Raw genomic sequence first — 15838 nt, forward strand, 5'->3', positions numbered from 1 at the left:
GGCGTTAAATTAAGTTGCACTCGGTAAATCCGCCGCCGGTGTGCGTAACGCATCGGGCAGCGGCGGCCACGGCGGGGCCGGCAGGCGGCGGAAAACAAATTTTTCGCCGCCGTATTCAAACGCCAATACGGCCGCGTGCAAAAACAGCCGTTCCGCTGCCCGCCCGCCGTAAAGCGTATCGCCCAAAATCGGGCTGCCCAGACTTTTCATCGCCACCCGCAATTGATGGGTGCGCCCCGTCTGCGGCCGCAGCACAAACCAGCGCAGGCCGTCTGAAAACGGCGCGGTGTGAAAGTCGGTAACCGCTTCGTTGTCACGCCCTCGGGTCAGTTTCCATGCCCCGCCGCGCGCTTTCGCCATGCCGCCGCGTATCCTGCCCTGCTTCTTTTTCGGCCGGTCGGGGCTGAGCGCGAGATAGGTTTTCGCCACCTGCCGCTGTGCAAACATCCGGCCGAACACACCCGCCGCTTCGGCATTGAGTGCCAACAGCAGCAGGCCGCTTGTCGGTTTGTCCAAACGGTGCACCAGCCAGACGCGCGGCACTCCGGCCGCAGCGGCCACCGCCGCCGTCAGGCTGCCGTTTTCACCGCTGTGCACCGACACGCCGGCCGCCTTGTCAATCAGCACAAAATCACGGTGGCGGAAAACCATCTCAAACACGGCATCACCCCAAAACCAAGCTGCCGCCCGCCAGCGTCAGCACACCCAGCAGACAAAACACCGCGCAGGCAATGCGGCGCACGGTTTGCGCCGGAATCCGCCGCAACAGCGCGTCGCCCAGATATACCGCCGGCACATTGGCCAGCATCAACCCCAGCGTGCTGCCGCACATCACGGCAAACGCCGCCTGATATTTGGCCGCCAGCAGCACCGTGGCAATCTGGGTTTTGTCGCCGATTTCGGCCAGAAAAAACAGCACGGCCGTAGCGGCAAATGCGCCGTATTTGAGCCAGCGGCCATCGTCCCCGCCGCCGTCTTTGTCCGGCACCAGCAGCCACAGTCCGACCGCGATAAAGCTCAAACCCACCAGCCATTTCACCACACCGGGCGGCACAGTCTGAGCCAGCCACGCACCGAACACCGCCGAAACGGCATGATTGAGCAGGGTTGCAGCCAAAATACCGGCAATCACCGCTTTTTTCTGCGGGAAACGCGCGGCCAGAAACAGCGCGAGCAATTGGGTTTTGTCGCCGATTTCGGCAAACAGCACACCGGCGGTCGAATACCAAAACGCTTCCATCTCCATACTCCGAACGGCAGGCAAACAAAAAAGATATACCCCGCGCGCCTGCCGCCGCCGGATATATCTTAAGTCTTGCCTGCCGCTGAAAATCAGGGTGCGCGCACCATGCCGCAACGGGCGGCAATTATGTTGATGCACGCTGCGGCACGCGGCCGCATGGCTACTCCCCTAAGAGCAGGCTGTATTATATGCCGAATCGCCCCCGCCGGCAACGGCCTGCCCGTCCAGCACGGCCGAGAGCCAGTCCAAAACAAATGCCGCCGCCTGTCCGCGTACCGCACTGCGGCCGCCTGAAAAACGGCATTGGCGCGTTTGCACACCCGAAGCACCGGCCAGCGCGAAGTACACCGTCCCTACCGGTTTTTCCGCCGAACCGCCGCCCGGCCCCGCAATGCCGCTGACCGCCAAAGCCCAATCCGCACAGGCAATCCGCCGCGCACCGAGCGCCATTTCGGCAACGGTTTCACAACTGACCGCTCCGAATGCCGCCAACGTTTCGGCGCGCACGCCCAGCTGTTGCTGCTTGGCCTCATTGCTGTATGTGACCCAGCCCTGATGAAACCAGGCCGAACTGCCGGGCAGCTCAGTCAGTGCGGCGGCCACCAGTCCGCCGGTGCACGACTCCGCCGCTGCTACCGTCTGGCCGCTTTGTGCCAACCGCGCGGCCAATTTAGCCATCGCCGCTTCAATCTGTTCCATCTTCCGCCTCCTGTGCCCACTGTTTGATTTCATAAAGTTTATCCAAGGCTTCGCGCGGGCTGAAATGGTCGGGCTGGATACCGTCCAGCGCATCGAGCAGGCAGCGGACGGCTTCGGGCAAAACGGCGGATACTGCGTTTTCAGACGGCCGCTCGGCAAAAATATCCAATTGGTTCTGCCCTTGTGCGGCCGCACTTTCCAACTGCTGCAGATACTGTTGCGCGGCTTTGAGCGCGCGCGCGGGCAGTCCGGCCAGCTTGGCCACCGCAATGCCGTAGCTTTTGCTGGCCGGGCCGGGTTCGATTCGGTGCAGAAAGACAATATCGCGCCCCTCTTCCAAGGCAGCCAGATGGCGGTTGACCGCTGCCGGATACTGCTCGGGCAGCGCGGTCAGTTCAAAATAGTGGGTGGCAAACAGGCTGAACGAGCGGTTTTTCTGCAACAAATGTTCGGCAACCGCCCGCGCCAGAGCCAACCCGTCAAAGGTGGACGTGCCGCGCCCGACTTCGTCCACCAACACCAGCGACTGTTCGGTGGCATGGTTCAGGATATAGGCCGTTTCGCTCATTTCCACCATAAACGTGGAGCGGTTGCCCGCCAAATCGTCGCTGGCACCGATGCGGGTAAAAATCTGATCGACGGGGCCGATTTTCACTGCCTTGGCCGGTACATACGCACCGGCGTGCGCCAGCAGCACAATCAGCGCGACTTGGCGCATATAGGTGGATTTGCCGCCCATATTGGGGCCGGTGAGCAGCATCAGGCGGTGTTTGTGGTCCAGACGGGTATCGTTGGCATGAAAATGCGCCACCTGCCGCTCGACTACGGGGTGGCGGCCGTCTGAAATCTCGAGGCACGGATAATCGACAAATTCGGGCGCGCAATAGTCCGCCTCGGCCGCCAGCACGGCAAAACTGCACAGCACATCGAGTGTGGCGGCGGCTTTGGCGGTACGCTGCAACAGCGGCAGTTCGGCTTGCAGGCGCACCAGCAGTTCGTCATAAAGTTTTTTCTCCAATGCCAGCGCGTTGTCCTGCGCCGTCAGCACCTTGTCTTCAAACGCTTTCAGTTCGGGCGTGATAAACCGCTCGGCATTTTTCAGCGTTTGGCGGCGCTGGTAGTCTTCGGGCGCGGAAACGGCTTGGATTTTCGACAGCTCGATATAGAAACCGTGAACGCGGTTAAACTCGACTTTCAAAGTGGACAGCCCCGTGCGTTCGCGTTCGCGCGCTTCGAGCGCGGCCAGAAACTCGCCGCCGTGGCTTTGGATATGGCGCAGCTCGTCCAATTCGGCCGAATAGCCGGTATTGATGACGCCGCCGTCGCGCAGCCACACCGCCGGTTCGGGCAGCACGGCGCGGTGCAGCATCTGCGCCACCGCCGCGCCTTCGGGAAACGTCTGCCCCAAGGTATCGAGCAGCGGCGAAGCGGGCAGCGTGAGACCGGCCAGCTCGGACAAACTGTCGCGCAAAGCACTCAAATCGCGCGGGCGGGCCGAGCCGACGGCAATGCGCGCGCTGATTCTTTCCAAATCGGCCACATTTTTCAGACGGCCATGCACGCGCGCGGCATCGTTCAGCAAAGCCGCCACCGCACCCTGCCGCTGACGGATATGGCTGCGGTTGCGCAGGGGGTGGTGCAGCCATTGCGCCAGCAGGCGGCTGCCCATATTGCCCGCACAGCGGTCGGTAACGGAAAACAGGGTGGGCGATTTTTTGCCGCCGAGCGTGGCGGTCAGTTCCAGATTGCGCCGCGTGGCCGCATCCATCGCGATGTACTGCGATTCGGTTTCCAGCGACAGCCCGTCCAGATGGGCGGGCAGTTGCGACTGGGTCAGCCGGATATAGTTGAGCAGCGCGCCCGCCGCACCGATGGCGGCGGCGTGTTCTTCCAGATTCAGGCCGAAACCCTGCAAATCCTGACTGCCGAAATAGCGCGTCAGCAGAGCAAACCCGCTGTCGGCAGCAAACTGCCAGGCATTCAGCCGCGTGATATTGGCCTGCGGCAGCAGAATATCGGGTGCGGACGGCCGGTCGGCCAGCAGGATTTCGGCGGCAGCCAGGCGTGCCAGCTCGTCGGCCAGCTTGGCCGGTGCAATCAGCTTGACCTTAAACTCGCCGCTTTGCAGCGATGCCCACGCCAGGCCGAACTGTTTTTTGTCGGCCGTACAGACGGCCGCAATGCGGTTGGTTTCCTTGTCTTCCAACAGTGCGGCATCGGTCAGCGTGCCGGGGGTAACGATGCGCACCACCTTGCGCTCCACCGGCCCTTTGCCCGCGCCCACTTCGCCCACCTGCTCGCAGATGGCGACGCTCCGGCCCATTTTCACCAGACGCGCCAGATACTGTTCGGCGGCATGATACGGCACACCGGCCATCTGAATCGGCTCGCCGTTCATCTGGCCGCGCGTGGTGAGCGTGATGTCGAGCAGTCCGGCCGCTTCGGCCGCATCATCGAAAAACAGCTCGTAAAAATCACCCATACGGTAAAACAGCAGCTTGTCCGCATGGTCGGCTTTGATGCCCAGATACTGCTGCATCATGGGCGAAACGGGGGATTTGCTCATTTTCACACGGTCTGACGGAAAAATACCGGTACATTGTACCAAACGGACAAGGCCGCCTGAAAATCACTTTTCAGACGGCCTTACCATATTCGGCTGCTTCAAATTATTTGTTCAAACCGCCAAGAGCTGCGGGTTACTTCCGCCGGCCGAAGAAAAACGACAGAACCGACAGAGTCAAGAAGCCGAAAAGCAGGAGTTTGGCCATACCCGCCTACTGCCGGCAATGCTGCCGAAACCCAACACCGCCGCGATCAGCGAAATCTCAAAAAATATAACGGCATAAAGCAAGATAAAAACTTTCTCTTGTTATTGTTAAAAATGATATGGCCGCCCGCCGTACCGGCAGACCGAATCTGCCACCCGGCACGGGGCGGCGGAGAAGGTATACAATAAATAATCAGGTAAATTCCTGTCATGTTATGATACATTTCTTTAACACCAACAACACATCAGGCTGCGGAACGGCTGGGAACCGAAGCCTGGGAAAGATAACTTAATGATGAATGCTGTTGCTGCTGCCGTTACTGTGATGCTGATTCTCTCTCTGTGCCGCCTGCACGTCGTACTCAGCCTGCTGCTGGGTGCGCTTGCAGGCGGGTTGCTTGCGGGCATGGGGCTGACTGAAACCCTGACCGTTTTCCAGCGCGGACTGGCAGGCGGCGCACAAATCGCACTCTCATATGCCCTCTTGGGCGCGTTTGCCGTGGCCATCGCCCATTCCGGCCTGCCCAAAATGCTGGCCGACACCATCACACTGCGCCTGAACCGGTCCGATACCGGCAGCAGAATCAAATGGATGCTGCTGATTCTGCTGGCGGCCGTCAGCATCATGAGCCAAAACCTGATTCCGATCCACATCGCCTTTATCCCGCTGCTGGTTCCGCCGCTGCTGCCGCTGTTCAACCGCCTGCAAACCGACCGCCGCCTGCTCGGCTGCGTGATGACTTTCGGCCTAGTTACCACCTATATGTTTCTGCCTTACGGTTTCGGCGAAATTTTTCTCAAACAGATTCTGCTGGGCAATATTGCCAAGTCCGGCATGCCGGTTGAAAACATCAACGTGATGCAGGCGATGGCCATTCCTGCACTGGGCATGACGGCCGGCCTTCTGACCGCCGTTTTTGTCAGCTACCGCAAACCGCGCGCCTACCGAAGCGGCACGGTACAGGCCGGAACAGCGGCCGACAGCGGGCCGCCTTCACGTTACCGCAGCTTGGTCGCACTGGCGGCCATTGCCGTTTCTTTCGGCGTACAGCTGTTTACCGACTCCCTGCTCTTAGGCGCACTGGTCGGATTTGCCGTCTTTATGGCCGCCGGCGTGGTGAAATGGCGCGATGCCGATAACGTGTTCGACAGCGGTGTGAAAATGATGGCGATGATCGGCTTTATCATGATTGCCGCACAGGGGTTTGCCGAAGTGATGAAGGAAACCGGCGCGATTGCGCCTTTGGTGGAATCGGCCGCTTCGCTGTTTGCGGGCAGCAAAGGCATGGCGGCACTGGCCATGCTGGCCGTCGGCCTGCTGGTCACGATGGGCATCGGTTCTTCATTTTCCACCCTGCCGATTATCACCGCCATTTATGTGCCGCTGTGTATGGGCATGGGCTTCTCGCCCTTGGCCACCGTCGCCCTCATCGGCACAGCCGGCGCGCTGGGCGATGCAGGTTCGCCCGCTTCCGACTCCACCCTCGGCCCCACGGCCGGTCTGAATGCCGACGGTCAGCACAACCATATGCGCGACACCGTTATCCCCACCTTCCTGCACTACAATCTGCCGCTGACGGCCGCAGGCTGGGTGGCGGCGATGGTACTGTAATTTGGAGTATGCGATGCACGCCCCGGACAACGATGACGATAGCCGCCTGACCGAGCTGGAAATCCGTCTGGCACTGCAAGACGACCTGCTGCAAAGCCTCAACGATACCGTAGCGGCACTGAACCGTACCGTCGCCCTGCAACAGGCGCAACTGCGGCTGCTGTATCAGAAATTACAGGAAAAATCGGCCGACGGCGGCACAGAAGGCTTCGCCCCCGCCGACGAAATCCCGCCGCATTATTGACACACATCGCCCGCCGCTGCGGTTTTCAGACGGCCTCAAACAGACCTCTTAAAATTTATCAACAACCACTGCCCTGGACATCAACAGTAATGTAGGTCGGATTCTCGATTCCGACACCGCCGCAACCGATTGCGGGAAAGAATGTCGGATAACAAGTATCCGACCTACGTTTGGTATAACCATTCAGACGGCTGCCAACCCATAAAGGCCGTCTGAAAGTAGTGCGGAGCACTATTTCTGCGAAGCTAAAACCGTGTTTTCCCGCTCCTTATCCGCTACAATCGCACCTGACGCATTCTCTTTATCAAGGAAACCCACCATGCCCTACCAACAAGCCACATTCGCCGTGGGCGAACGCTTTGCCGAAGCCCTCTCCGATGCCTTAATGGCCGAAGGCGCACTCTCTGCCGCCATTGAAGACGCCTACGCCGGCACCGACGAAGAACAGGCTCTGTTCGGCGAACCGGGTATGCCCGCCGAACCCGTCTGGCAGCGCAGCAAAATCATCGCCCTCTTCGACGAAACCGCCGACATCGAACCGCTGATCCGCGCCGCCGCCGAAACAGCGGGCATCGAAATGCCCGATTATCAGGTCGAGCTTTTGCCCGAACAGGACTGGGTGCGCCTGACCCAATCGCAGTTCGAGCCGATTCAGATTTCCGACCGGCTGTGGATTACCCCTTCCTGGCACGACGCCCCCGACACCGCTGCCGTCAATCTGCAACTGGATCCCGGCCTGGCCTTCGGCACCGGCAGCCACCCTACCACCCATCTGTGCCTGCAATGGCTGGACAACCATCTGCAAGGCGGCGAACGCGTACTGGATTACGGCTGCGGCTCGGGCATTCTGGCCATTGCCGCCCTCAAACTGGGCGCGGGCAGTGCCGTGGGCGTGGACATCGACCCGCAGGCCATCGCCGCCAGCAACGACAACGCCGCCCAAAACCGCGTCCAAGCCGAATTTTATCTGCCTGACGCCCTGCCGGAAGGCGAATTCGACTTAGTCGTCGCCAATATTCTGGCCAATCCGCTGCGCCTGCTCGCCGACATGCTGGCCGGACGCACCCGCCGGGGCGGCCGCATCGTCCTTTCCGGCCTGCTCGAAGAACAGGCGGCGGAACTGGGCGGCATTTACAGCCGGTGGTTCGACCTCGCCCCCGCCGTTACCGACAACGGCTGGGCCTGTCTGAGCGGCGTGAAACGCTGACCCCGCACAGCACCATCATCAGGCCGTCTGAAAAGCCGTTTTTACTGTTTTCAGACGGCCTGATTGACGCACACCCACCACACGGGTCCGATAGCGGAAATCGGCCACCCGTTTTCCAAACAGCCGCGACGGCAATGTCCGGGCAGCCCATATATCCCATTGAACGTCTGTAATATATTTAAGGTCAATATATAAGGCCGTCTGAAAACCGCAGCTCATTTTCAGACGGCCTGTTGGTTTTTGGCCCGGATTCAGACCAAACCCTGCCAGCGCAATACCGCTTCCGCCACCACGGCCGAGCCGAGATAAGTTCCGACGAACACCAGCACGGCCACCAGCAGCGCGCGCCAGCCCAGCCGCCGGAAATCCGCCAGATTGCGGCCGATGGAAACACCGGCATAAGCCAGAATCGGCGTGGTAATCGACAACAGGCTGATTTGGCCGGTCAGGCGCACCACTTCGGCCGACCCCGGCATCTGCGGCAGCGAAATCAGCACGCCGATGAGCGTGATATAGGCAATGCTCGGCAGCCTGAAAGGCAGCACTTCGGCCAATACCATACCCGCCAGTGCCACCGCCAGCAGAATCAGCATACCGCCTGCCGCCCCGTCCCATGCTGCATCGGGCGAACCGAGCGCATTGCCCGCCAGATTGACGGCACAGAAAACCGCCAGCACCAAACCCCATTCAATGATTTTCTGCACGTTGCCCTCCTCCATGCCTGCGGGTCAGCAGGCCGTAAAGTTTTTCCGTCAAAGGCAGGCCGACAAACAGGCTCGCATACAGGCCGGTGGCGGTGGAAATCAGGTTGCTCGCACCGGCCAGCGCGATAATCTGTTCTTCGGACTCGGGGAAAGCGGCAATCAGCGAGCCGCTGGAAGCCGCCATCATGCTGCCGCTGCCCACCCCCGAAGCCATCGCCAAGGCCTGCGGGCTGAGCGGCGTGTAAGCCGCCAGTACGGCGGCCAGCAGTCCCAGAAAAACCGCACCGAACACCGTCCCGAACACATACATCGCCATCACGCCGCGTCCTTCGGGCGAATTGAAGCCGTATTTGGACGCAATCAGGCCGACATTGGGTTCGCGGCCGATGGAATGCACCATGCCTACGGCCTCGCGCTTCATACCCAGCCAAACCGCCACCGGCAAAGCCAGCAGAATGGTGCCGAAATTGCCCAACTCCTGTAACAGCAGGGCGGGCCCCATCTGCGCCAGTTTGCCGATATTGGGGCCGATGACGATGCCGATTTTGGCAATCAGCACGCCCAAGCCCAACACAATTACCGGTTCGGCATTCTGCGATCTCTCCCTGTCCACCAGCGGGGTAAAAAACAGTGCCGCCCCGATGACCAGTGCATACAGCAGCGGCAGCAGCACGATTGAGCCGACGCCGACTTTGAAGCTGATTTTGCCGACCGATTCGGCCGCCACCACAATCGCCAAAACCAAAAGATGCAGCCGCCAGTCGCGCAGCAGCTGCCCGATCTGCCGTTCCCCGCCGGCCGTATGGTCCGGTTTCCGTTCCATGATTTCCTCCTGATGGATGCCCCATTGCTAAATTGAGTGGGCCTGACGGTCAGGCAGACTGTGCCGCGCCGCCGGACTGCTCCCGTCCGCGCGGTATGGCCGCCCCGTTGGCAACCAAAGCCAAATAGGCCGCCACCCCGTGATACAGTGCCGTTTCAGACGGCAGAAAGCATTCGTGGTGCAGTTTGTAGCTGCCGCCCGCCCCGTCGCCCACGCCCAGAAACATAAACGCCCCCGGCACCTGTTCCAGATAATAGGCGAAATCCTCGCTCGCCATACTCGGCTGCTCCAACAGGCGTACCGACTCTGCACCGAAGGCCGTCTGAAACGCGGTGCGGGCAAAATCGACGTGGCTGTCGTGGTTGAACGTAACCGGATAGTCGGCGGTATAACGGATTTCGTGCCGCAGGCGGAACGCGGCCGCCACACCGCCCACGATGCGCTCGAAGGCCGCCAGCACCTGACGGCGCGTCTGCGGGCGGACGGTACGGATATTGCCGAGGATTCTGGCTTGTTCGGCAATGATATTCGACCCCCTGCCCGCCGACATCTCGCCGACCGATACCACCACGGCATCGAGCGGGTCGGTTTCGCGGCCGGCAATGCTTTGCAGCGCGGTAATCAGATGCGCGCCGCCGACCATGGCATCAATGCCCTGATGCGGTGCCGCACCGTGCCCGCCGATGCCGGTCAGCACCACTTCAAATGCGTCCATACTGGCCATCAGCGCCCCGTGGCGCAGGCCGATCACGCCCGCAGGCAGGTCCGGCCACACATGGAAACCGTAAACACAATCGATATCGGGATCGCGCAGCGCACCGTCGGCAATCAGTTTTTTGCCGCCCGCACGCATTTCTTCGGCGGGCTGGAAGATAAACTTCACCGTCCCGTGCCAATCGGCCCGCTGCCGTGCCAGTATCCGTGCCGCCGTCAGCAGCATGGCCGTATGCGCGTCATGCCCGCAGGCGTGCATCACGCCCGCCCGGGTGGAACTGAACGCCGCACCGGTCTGTTCGGCAACCGGCAAAGCATCCATATCCGCCCGCAGGCCGATGACCGGCCCGTCGGCCGCCCCGCGCAGAATGCCCACCACACCGGTACCGGCAAAACCCGTCTGTACCTCGATACCCGAAGCGGCCAATTCGGCCTGTATCAGTGCCGAAGTTTCGTATTCCTCAAATGCCAGCTCGGGCTTGGCGTGTATGGTGCGGCGGATACGCGCCAGATAGGCTTTGTCCGCTTCGGTCAATTGAATCTGCATCCGTCCCTCCGTCCTTGTCCGAATCGGGAAAACTGTACCGCAAATGTCCCCGCTGCTCAAATCCGGCACGGCGGCCTGTCATCAAACCGCCATCAAAACGGGCAATACTGTCGGATTGGCTGGCCGCTGCCGGGCGTTTTCGGGGCATTTTCAGACGGCCTGCCGCTCCGCAGCCGCTTTTTCGCCCCGCCTGTGCCGATTTGGCTTATCATTGCCTTCCCCACCGTGGGTTCACGGCTTTATCCACCACTTCGTAAAGGTTGAACATGACTTGGACGATTTCCGATTCCGCATCTTTATACGGTATCAAACATTGGGGCGACGGCTATTTCACCGTCAATCAGGAAGGCCGCGTGGCCGTTACGCCCAACCGCAGCAGCGGTGTCGGGGTTGATCTCTACGGCCTGATTGCCGAATTGAACGAGCGCGGCCACGACCTGCCGATGCTGTTCCGTTTTCCCGATATTCTGCAAGACCGCGTATTGCGCCTGTGCCGCGCATTTAACCGCTCCATCCGCAAAAACGATTATCAGGGGCGCTACACCGCGATTTATCCGATTAAAGTCAATCAGCAGGAAAGCGTGGTCAAAAACATCATCGTACCCAAAAACGACGAAGTCTCCATCGGGCTGGAAGCGGGCAGCAAGCCCGAATTGATGATTGTGCTGGCCTTCGCCCCCAAAGGCGGCGCGATTGTGTGCAACGGCTACAAAGACCGCGAATTTATCCGTCTGGCACTGATGGGGCAGAAACTCGGCCACGAAGTGTTTATCGTGATCGAAAAAGAAGCCGAAGTGGATTTGGTGATACAGGAATCGGCCAAACTGGGCGTAACCGCCAATATCGGCCTGCGCGTGCGCCTCTCTTCACTCGCTTCCAGCAAATGGGCCGACACCGGCGGCGAAAAAGGCAAATTCGGCCTCTCCGCCGCCCAACTGCTCTCCGCCGCCGACAAACTCAAAGCGGCCGGCTTGGGCGGTGCCGTGCGCCTGATGCACTTTCACATGGGGTCGCAGATTTCCAATATCGCCGACTACCGCAGCGGCTTCAAAGAAGCCGTACGCTACTTTGCCGAGCTGCGCACCCTCGGTCTGCCGATCGATTATGTCGATGTCGGCGGCGGCTTGGGCGTGGATTACGACGGCACCCACTCGCGCAACACCAGCTCCATCAATTACGACATCGGCGAGTATTCGCACACCATCATCTCCATGTTGCGCGAATACTGCGACGAATACGGTATCCCCCACCCCCACGTCTTTTCCGAATCCGGCCGCGCCATGACCGCGCACCATGCCGTTTTAGTGATGAACGTAACCGATGTGGAAAGCCTGCCCGAAGACGTGCCCGGCACCGGCAACACGGCAGAATGGTCGTTTGCCACCCAAAAACTGGCCGCCCTGCTGGAAAAAGGCATCGACAGCGAAATGGTGACCGAAACCTACTACCGCGTCGGCCACTATCTGGCCGAAGTCACCGAAAACTACATCGAAGGGCGCGTTTCCTTGCAGGAAAAAGCACTGGCCGAACAGATACACGCCGTGTTGTGCCGCCGCATGAAAACCTGCCTGTCCGCCGACGGACGCAGCCAGCGGCAGGTATACGACGATTTGAACGACAAACTGGCCGACAAATACTTCTGCAATTTCAGCGTCTTCCAAAGCCTGCCCGACACCTGGGCCATCGGACAGGTTCTGCCGATTATGCCGATTCACCGTCTGGACGAAAAACCGTCCCGCCGCGCCGTGTTACAGGATTTGACCTGCGATTCAGACGGCAAAGTCAGCCAATACGTTGACCGCCAGAGCATCGAACCGAGTATGCCCGTTCACGCACTCAAAACGGGCGAGCCGTATATCTTGGGCGTATTTATGGTGGGCGCGTATCAGGAAATTCTGGGCGATATGCACAACCTCTTCGGCGACACCGACTCGGTCAATGTCTATGTCCGCGACGACGGCACTGTCGAATACGGCGGCATGGAAGAACACGACACCATCGAAGACATGCTCAAATATGTGCATCTGGAAGCCGACGAAGTCATCAACAAATTCGAAGAAAAAACCCGCTGGGCCAAACTCAAACCCGCCGAGCGCAAACTCTTCACCGCCGAATTTCTCCACGCACTCAAACAAAGCAGCTATCTGAGCTTGGAAGATGAAGACGGAGAAACCGCATAATCCAAACTCAAAGGCCGTCTGAAAACACTGAATAATGCGTTTTCAGACGGCCTCTTTATCGGCGGGACGGCAATATCAGGCCATCAGGTTGCCGATATATTTAATCAGCGTTTGCGCACTCAGAACCGCCATGGCGATCACCACCACGCCTGCCGGCGTCATCCACAGCGGGTGTTTAAGGATACGGAAGTATAAGCCGCACCGATAACCGAGGTAATCGACGCCGCCCAAATCACGATGCCGAAAATAATCAGGCCGAAGTTGCCCGCCACATATTGGAACGGGGTGGACGCGGGGTTGGCTTTGTCCAACTGCACGCCCTGAGACACCACGCCCAAAACGGCCGGAAACAGAATCACGCGCATGACCGAGGCAATCAGAATCGCCGATACGCAGATTCAGCCCCAAGCCCGCACCGCCAACGTTGCCGATGTTGAACGCCAGCCCGCCCATCACAGTCAGCAGCGCAAGGAAATAGCCCGCGCCGGGAAACACTTGGTTGGCAATATCCTGCGCGCGCCGTCCGAAAACGGTAATGATGCACCAGATATTGAGCTGCGCGCCGATGTCCGACAAAATGGACAGCAGAATGACAAAGCCGAAACCGGCCATCAGCGTTTGGGTAAAGGTGGCGGTTTGTGTCAGAAAACCGGGGCCGATGGCCGAGGTGCCCATAGGAAGGCGGCATTCATCTAGATTGGAAGCAAATCAGTTAACAACGCTTTTGTAGGAAATAAGAATGAAAACCTTATCGATTCTTTTTGCCCGCATCATTATACGAAAGTGGACATTCGCTTTTCTTATCAATTTTTGTGGTTTTTTATTGGTTTTTTTATTTTTTAAAAAGACCGTTTGGAATGGTATTGGAGATGATTGGCACGAAGTTTTGATGACAGGGTTCACGTTGTTTGTAATACTACCCGTTGTTTTTCTATTTCTTTGTATACCTACTACAGCCTCAGTGATTCACTGTATTGGTTGGCGGCTATGCCGGAAAACCATCGTGCGATATGGCGAACGTGCAAATGCCATTATGGAAACAGTTTCTGAGGTTACCAATCCCCTGATCCGTGCGGAGAATGACCGAACCTTCCGTTATGTGTTTTCATTTGTTGATGCATCTGGACAAAGACATACCAAATTTTTTCTGAAGTCTGGCGATAGCCCAACGGCTGTTGAAGAGGATGGAGTGCCCACTTATCCTAAAGAAAAGTTTGTCCGTTATCCCAAACTCGGTGAAAAGTTTGAAGTCTTATACTTAAAGGGATTAGAAAAACACCCAATAATCTTAAATACAGGTAATAGTGAATTTGTTCGCCATATCCAAGAGGAACATCGGCAAAATATTATCCGGCAATTAAGCGAGCGTGTGAGTAACACGAAAATCCTTGCAGATGCGGATCCCCATAATCCGGAACGGCAAAGGCTTTATCAGCAGGCACAACAGGATTTATACAATTACCAGCAATTTGGCACTGAGCCTATGCTCATAGAATCATTTTCAAGAGGGTTGGTATTTAAATCAAATCCATAGTCCTAAACCTGTCACAATCATGTCAGTTACTCTCGTTAGACTGGGTCTAAATTAGGGAGTAGTGATTTACTAAATATAAAACTTTTTCTATTAAGGCGCTGCGCCGGGCAGATTGGGACATGGTTATCTCCTGTTGCAGGGAAAAGAAAACGGCAGACAGAGCCAAACGGAAATCTGCATACCGTGCAAACGGCCGCCGGCTCCTTTCTGCCTGATATGCAGGGGGAGTGTTTTCAGACGGCCTTACGGTACGGCCAAAACCGCACAATTGCACAAATCGCTGCTGTCAAAACGCGTTTCGTCGCCCGCTTTCAGGCCGGGGACGGGGAACAGGCGCACGGTCAGCGGTTTGTTGAGGCGGAAAGCCATCGTTCCGGTATCCCGCATCAGGGCGGCGATTTTCTGCGGCGGGGTGTCGCCCGCAATGGGGACGGTGTCCAAACCGATGCCGCATACGCTGCTGTAAGTGAGCAGCGCGCGGATATCGAACCGGTCGGCGCGGGTGGCTTCGGCCAAACCTTCGTCTTCGGTAACCGCCAGCATCAGGCCGGAAAAGCCCTGCATCTGCACACCGGCAAGTGATTTGAACACGCGCGTGAGCAGTGCGGAAGCTTCTACTGTCCCCGCCGCGCCGAAATACGGTACGCGCAGCCCGCGATACACATCTACCATAGAGGCACAGTTTTTCGACGGCGCAGCCGAAGTGTCCATGCCCGCATAATGCCAGCCCGCACCCAATTCATGCGCCGACACCAAAGCCTGCACCGCATCAACATGATGCTGCAAGGCGTTGCGCATGGCCGTAAAGGCCGTCTGAAAAAAGGCCGCCTGCTCTTGCGGCTGCCCGTTCAGGTTTTGCAGCGCAGCCACCAGCAAGTCGGGGGTTTCCAAGCCGAGCACCAGACATTTACCCGCGCCGGCGCGATGGTAGGATGCGGGGAAATACGGAATCAGCGGCGCACAGTTAAAATTGACGGTGAAATTAAAGTTGCCCATGCCCTCGGGCGTGATGCGGGCGATTTCAGCCACGGCTTCGGTGCAGCGCAAGATGGTTTCATTGTCGAGAAAACCGTTTTCGTCCTGCCCGATATTGACACAGGCGTTGCACAAATCGCCGTATTCGCGGATCAGTTCGGGCAGCAGGGCGATTTCCTGCGGTGTGCGCGCTTCGCCCACGGCAAAACGGATACGCAGACCGTTTTCGTTGAGGGCGCCCAAAATGCGCCGGATTTCGGCCAAACCTTCACCGGCCGCCGCCGCATCGGCGGTATCCAGATATTCGCCGAACGGATTGCTGACGATGCGCACCGACTGCACAATGTAGCCGCCCGCCGCCAGCGCGGCCGCCAATCGGTCGCATTCGCGCTTGGCTTCACCCAGAATCTGCGGCCATTCGGCACGGTCGGCTCCAAGCACAGTAAACGCCGTTACCGCGCGCACGCGGCATAAATCTTTTTGTGTCAAATCCTGCATCGAAATGTCTTTCCGGCCGGACGGCCTGACTGATTAAAATCGATTCAAAAATGCCGTCAGCCGTCTGCTGCGGAATAGAGGCGGCGCG

General features: G+C 58.7%; 13 protein-coding genes, 1 pseudogene and 1 riboswitch. Of the genes and pseudogenes, 5 read left to right on the forward strand and 9 right to left on the reverse strand.

Annotation, left to right across the window (positions count from 1 at the left end; translation table 11 throughout):
• Nucleotides 1-9: 9 nt before the first annotated feature.
• The 4 genes from ORY85_RS07480 to mutS all read right to left on the reverse strand — a co-directional run bounded on the left by ORY85_RS07480 (nt 10) and on the right by mutS (nt 4508).
• Nucleotides 10-660 (reverse strand): TIGR01621 family pseudouridine synthase, encoded by a 651-nt coding sequence (locus tag ORY85_RS07480; protein ID WP_274571990.1) that lies wholly within the window; start codon nt 658-660, stop codon nt 10-12.
• Between the two features lie 4 nt (nt 661-664).
• Nucleotides 665-1240: a TMEM165/GDT1 family protein gene (locus tag ORY85_RS07485; protein ID WP_274571991.1), complete on the reverse strand. Its 576-nt coding sequence runs from the start codon at nt 1238-1240 to the stop codon at nt 665-667.
• 6 nt (nt 1241-1246) lie between these two features.
• A riboswitch (yybP-ykoY riboswitch) is annotated at nt 1247-1426 on the reverse strand.
• The gene (locus ORY85_RS07490; protein ID WP_274571992.1) at nt 1412-1942 is read right to left on the reverse strand and encodes a CinA family protein; all 531 of its coding nucleotides are present in this window, start codon (nt 1940-1942) and stop codon (nt 1412-1414) included. Its footprint overlaps the riboswitch before it by 15 nt.
• The gene (gene mutS, locus ORY85_RS07495) at nt 1929-4508 is read right to left on the reverse strand and encodes a DNA mismatch repair protein MutS (protein WP_274571993.1); all 2580 of its coding nucleotides are present in this window, start codon (nt 4506-4508) and stop codon (nt 1929-1931) included. The genes ORY85_RS07490 and mutS overlap by 14 nt, the downstream gene beginning before the upstream one ends.
• Before the next feature lie 499 nt (nt 4509-5007).
• On the opposite strand from mutS, the gene ORY85_RS07505 reads away from it, so the two are divergent.
• The 3 genes from ORY85_RS07505 to prmA all read left to right on the forward strand — a co-directional run bounded on the left by ORY85_RS07505 (nt 5008) and on the right by prmA (nt 7775).
• Complete coding sequence (locus ORY85_RS07505) at nt 5008-6324, forward strand: Na+/H+ antiporter family protein (protein ID WP_274572005.1); 1317 nt, start codon at nt 5008-5010, stop codon at nt 6322-6324.
• Nucleotides 6325-6337: 13 nt separating this feature from the next.
• On the forward strand, nt 6338-6568 hold the full coding sequence (locus tag ORY85_RS07510) for a SlyX family protein (protein WP_274571994.1): 231 nt from the start codon (nt 6338-6340) through the stop codon (nt 6566-6568).
• A gap of 319 nt (nt 6569-6887) precedes the next feature.
• Nucleotides 6888-7775: a 50S ribosomal protein L11 methyltransferase gene (gene prmA / locus ORY85_RS07515; protein WP_274571995.1), complete on the forward strand. Its 888-nt coding sequence runs from the start codon at nt 6888-6890 to the stop codon at nt 7773-7775.
• 251 nt (nt 7776-8026) lie between these two features.
• Here the strand turns inward: prmA and ORY85_RS07520 are convergent, their stop codons facing one another.
• Genes ORY85_RS07520 through ORY85_RS07530 form a run of 3 tightly spaced genes read right to left on the reverse strand, consistent with a single transcriptional unit; the run spans nt 8027 to nt 10563 of the window.
• Nucleotides 8027-8479, reverse strand: coding sequence for a hypothetical protein (locus ORY85_RS07520; protein WP_274571996.1), 453 nt, complete (start codon nt 8477-8479; stop codon nt 8027-8029).
• Nucleotides 8463-9302, reverse strand: coding sequence for a DUF3100 domain-containing protein (locus ORY85_RS07525; protein ID WP_274571997.1), 840 nt, complete (start codon nt 9300-9302; stop codon nt 8463-8465). Before ORY85_RS07525 ends, ORY85_RS07520 begins: the two co-directional genes overlap by 17 nt.
• Nucleotides 9303-9351: 49 nt before the next feature.
• The gene (locus ORY85_RS07530; RefSeq protein ID WP_274571998.1) at nt 9352-10563 is read right to left on the reverse strand and encodes a M20 family metallopeptidase; all 1212 of its coding nucleotides are present in this window, start codon (nt 10561-10563) and stop codon (nt 9352-9354) included.
• Nucleotides 10564-10829: 266 nt separating this feature from the next.
• On the opposite strand from ORY85_RS07530, the gene speA reads away from it, so the two are divergent.
• Nucleotides 10830-12743, forward strand: coding sequence for an arginine decarboxylase (gene speA, locus ORY85_RS07535; protein WP_274571999.1), 1914 nt, complete (start codon nt 10830-10832; stop codon nt 12741-12743).
• Nucleotides 12744-12818: 75 nt separating this feature from the next.
• Here speA and ORY85_RS07540 read toward each other — a convergent pair.
• Nucleotides 12819-13418: pseudogene (locus ORY85_RS07540) on the reverse strand (hypothetical protein).
• A 64-nt stretch (nt 13419-13482) separates the two neighbouring features.
• Here ORY85_RS07540 and ORY85_RS07545 point away from each other — a divergent pair.
• Nucleotides 13483-14277: a hypothetical protein gene (locus ORY85_RS07545; RefSeq protein ID WP_338577907.1), complete on the forward strand. Its 795-nt coding sequence runs from the start codon at nt 13483-13485 to the stop codon at nt 14275-14277.
• A gap of 243 nt (nt 14278-14520) precedes the next feature.
• On the opposite strand, the gene ORY85_RS07550 is transcribed toward ORY85_RS07545, so the two are convergent.
• Nucleotides 14521-15750: a DUF711 family protein gene (locus ORY85_RS07550; RefSeq protein ID WP_274572464.1), complete on the reverse strand. Its 1230-nt coding sequence runs from the start codon at nt 15748-15750 to the stop codon at nt 14521-14523.
• Nucleotides 15751-15838: the final 88 nt, after the last annotated feature.

This window comes from Neisseria leonii (assembly GCF_028776105.2).
Classification (GTDB): Bacteria; Pseudomonadota; Gammaproteobacteria; order Burkholderiales; family Neisseriaceae; genus Neisseria; species Neisseria leonii.

Bases quoted from the DNA above. Each gene is read 5' to 3' on its own strand.
- ORY85_RS07485 (WP_274571991.1), bottom strand. From the start codon at position 1,240: ATGGAAGCGTTTTGGTATTCGACCGCCGGTGTGCTGTTTGCCGAAATC.
- ORY85_RS07550 (WP_274572464.1), bottom strand. From the start codon at position 15,750: ATGCAGGATTTGACACAAAAAGATTTATGCCGCGTGCGCGCGGTAACG.
- ORY85_RS07490 (WP_274571992.1), bottom strand. From the start codon at position 1,942: ATGGAACAGATTGAAGCGGCGATGGCTAAATTGGCCGCGCGGTTGGCA.
- ORY85_RS07510 (WP_274571994.1), top strand. From the start codon at position 6,338: ATGCACGCCCCGGACAACGATGACGATAGCCGCCTGACCGAGCTGGAA.
- mutS (WP_274571993.1), bottom strand. From the start codon at position 4,508: ATGAGCAAATCCCCCGTTTCGCCCATGATGCAGCAGTATCTGGGCATC.
- prmA (WP_274571995.1), top strand. From the start codon at position 6,888: ATGCCCTACCAACAAGCCACATTCGCCGTGGGCGAACGCTTTGCCGAA.
- ORY85_RS07525 (WP_274571997.1), bottom strand. From the start codon at position 9,302: ATGGAACGGAAACCGGACCATACGGCCGGCGGGGAACGGCAGATCGGG.
- speA (WP_274571999.1), top strand. From the start codon at position 10,830: ATGACTTGGACGATTTCCGATTCCGCATCTTTATACGGTATCAAACAT.
- ORY85_RS07545 (WP_338577907.1), top strand. From the start codon at position 13,483: ATGAAAACCTTATCGATTCTTTTTGCCCGCATCATTATACGAAAGTGG.
- ORY85_RS07530 (WP_274571998.1), bottom strand. From the start codon at position 10,563: ATGCAGATTCAATTGACCGAAGCGGACAAAGCCTATCTGGCGCGTATC.
- ORY85_RS07505 (WP_274572005.1), top strand. From the start codon at position 5,008: ATGAATGCTGTTGCTGCTGCCGTTACTGTGATGCTGATTCTCTCTCTG.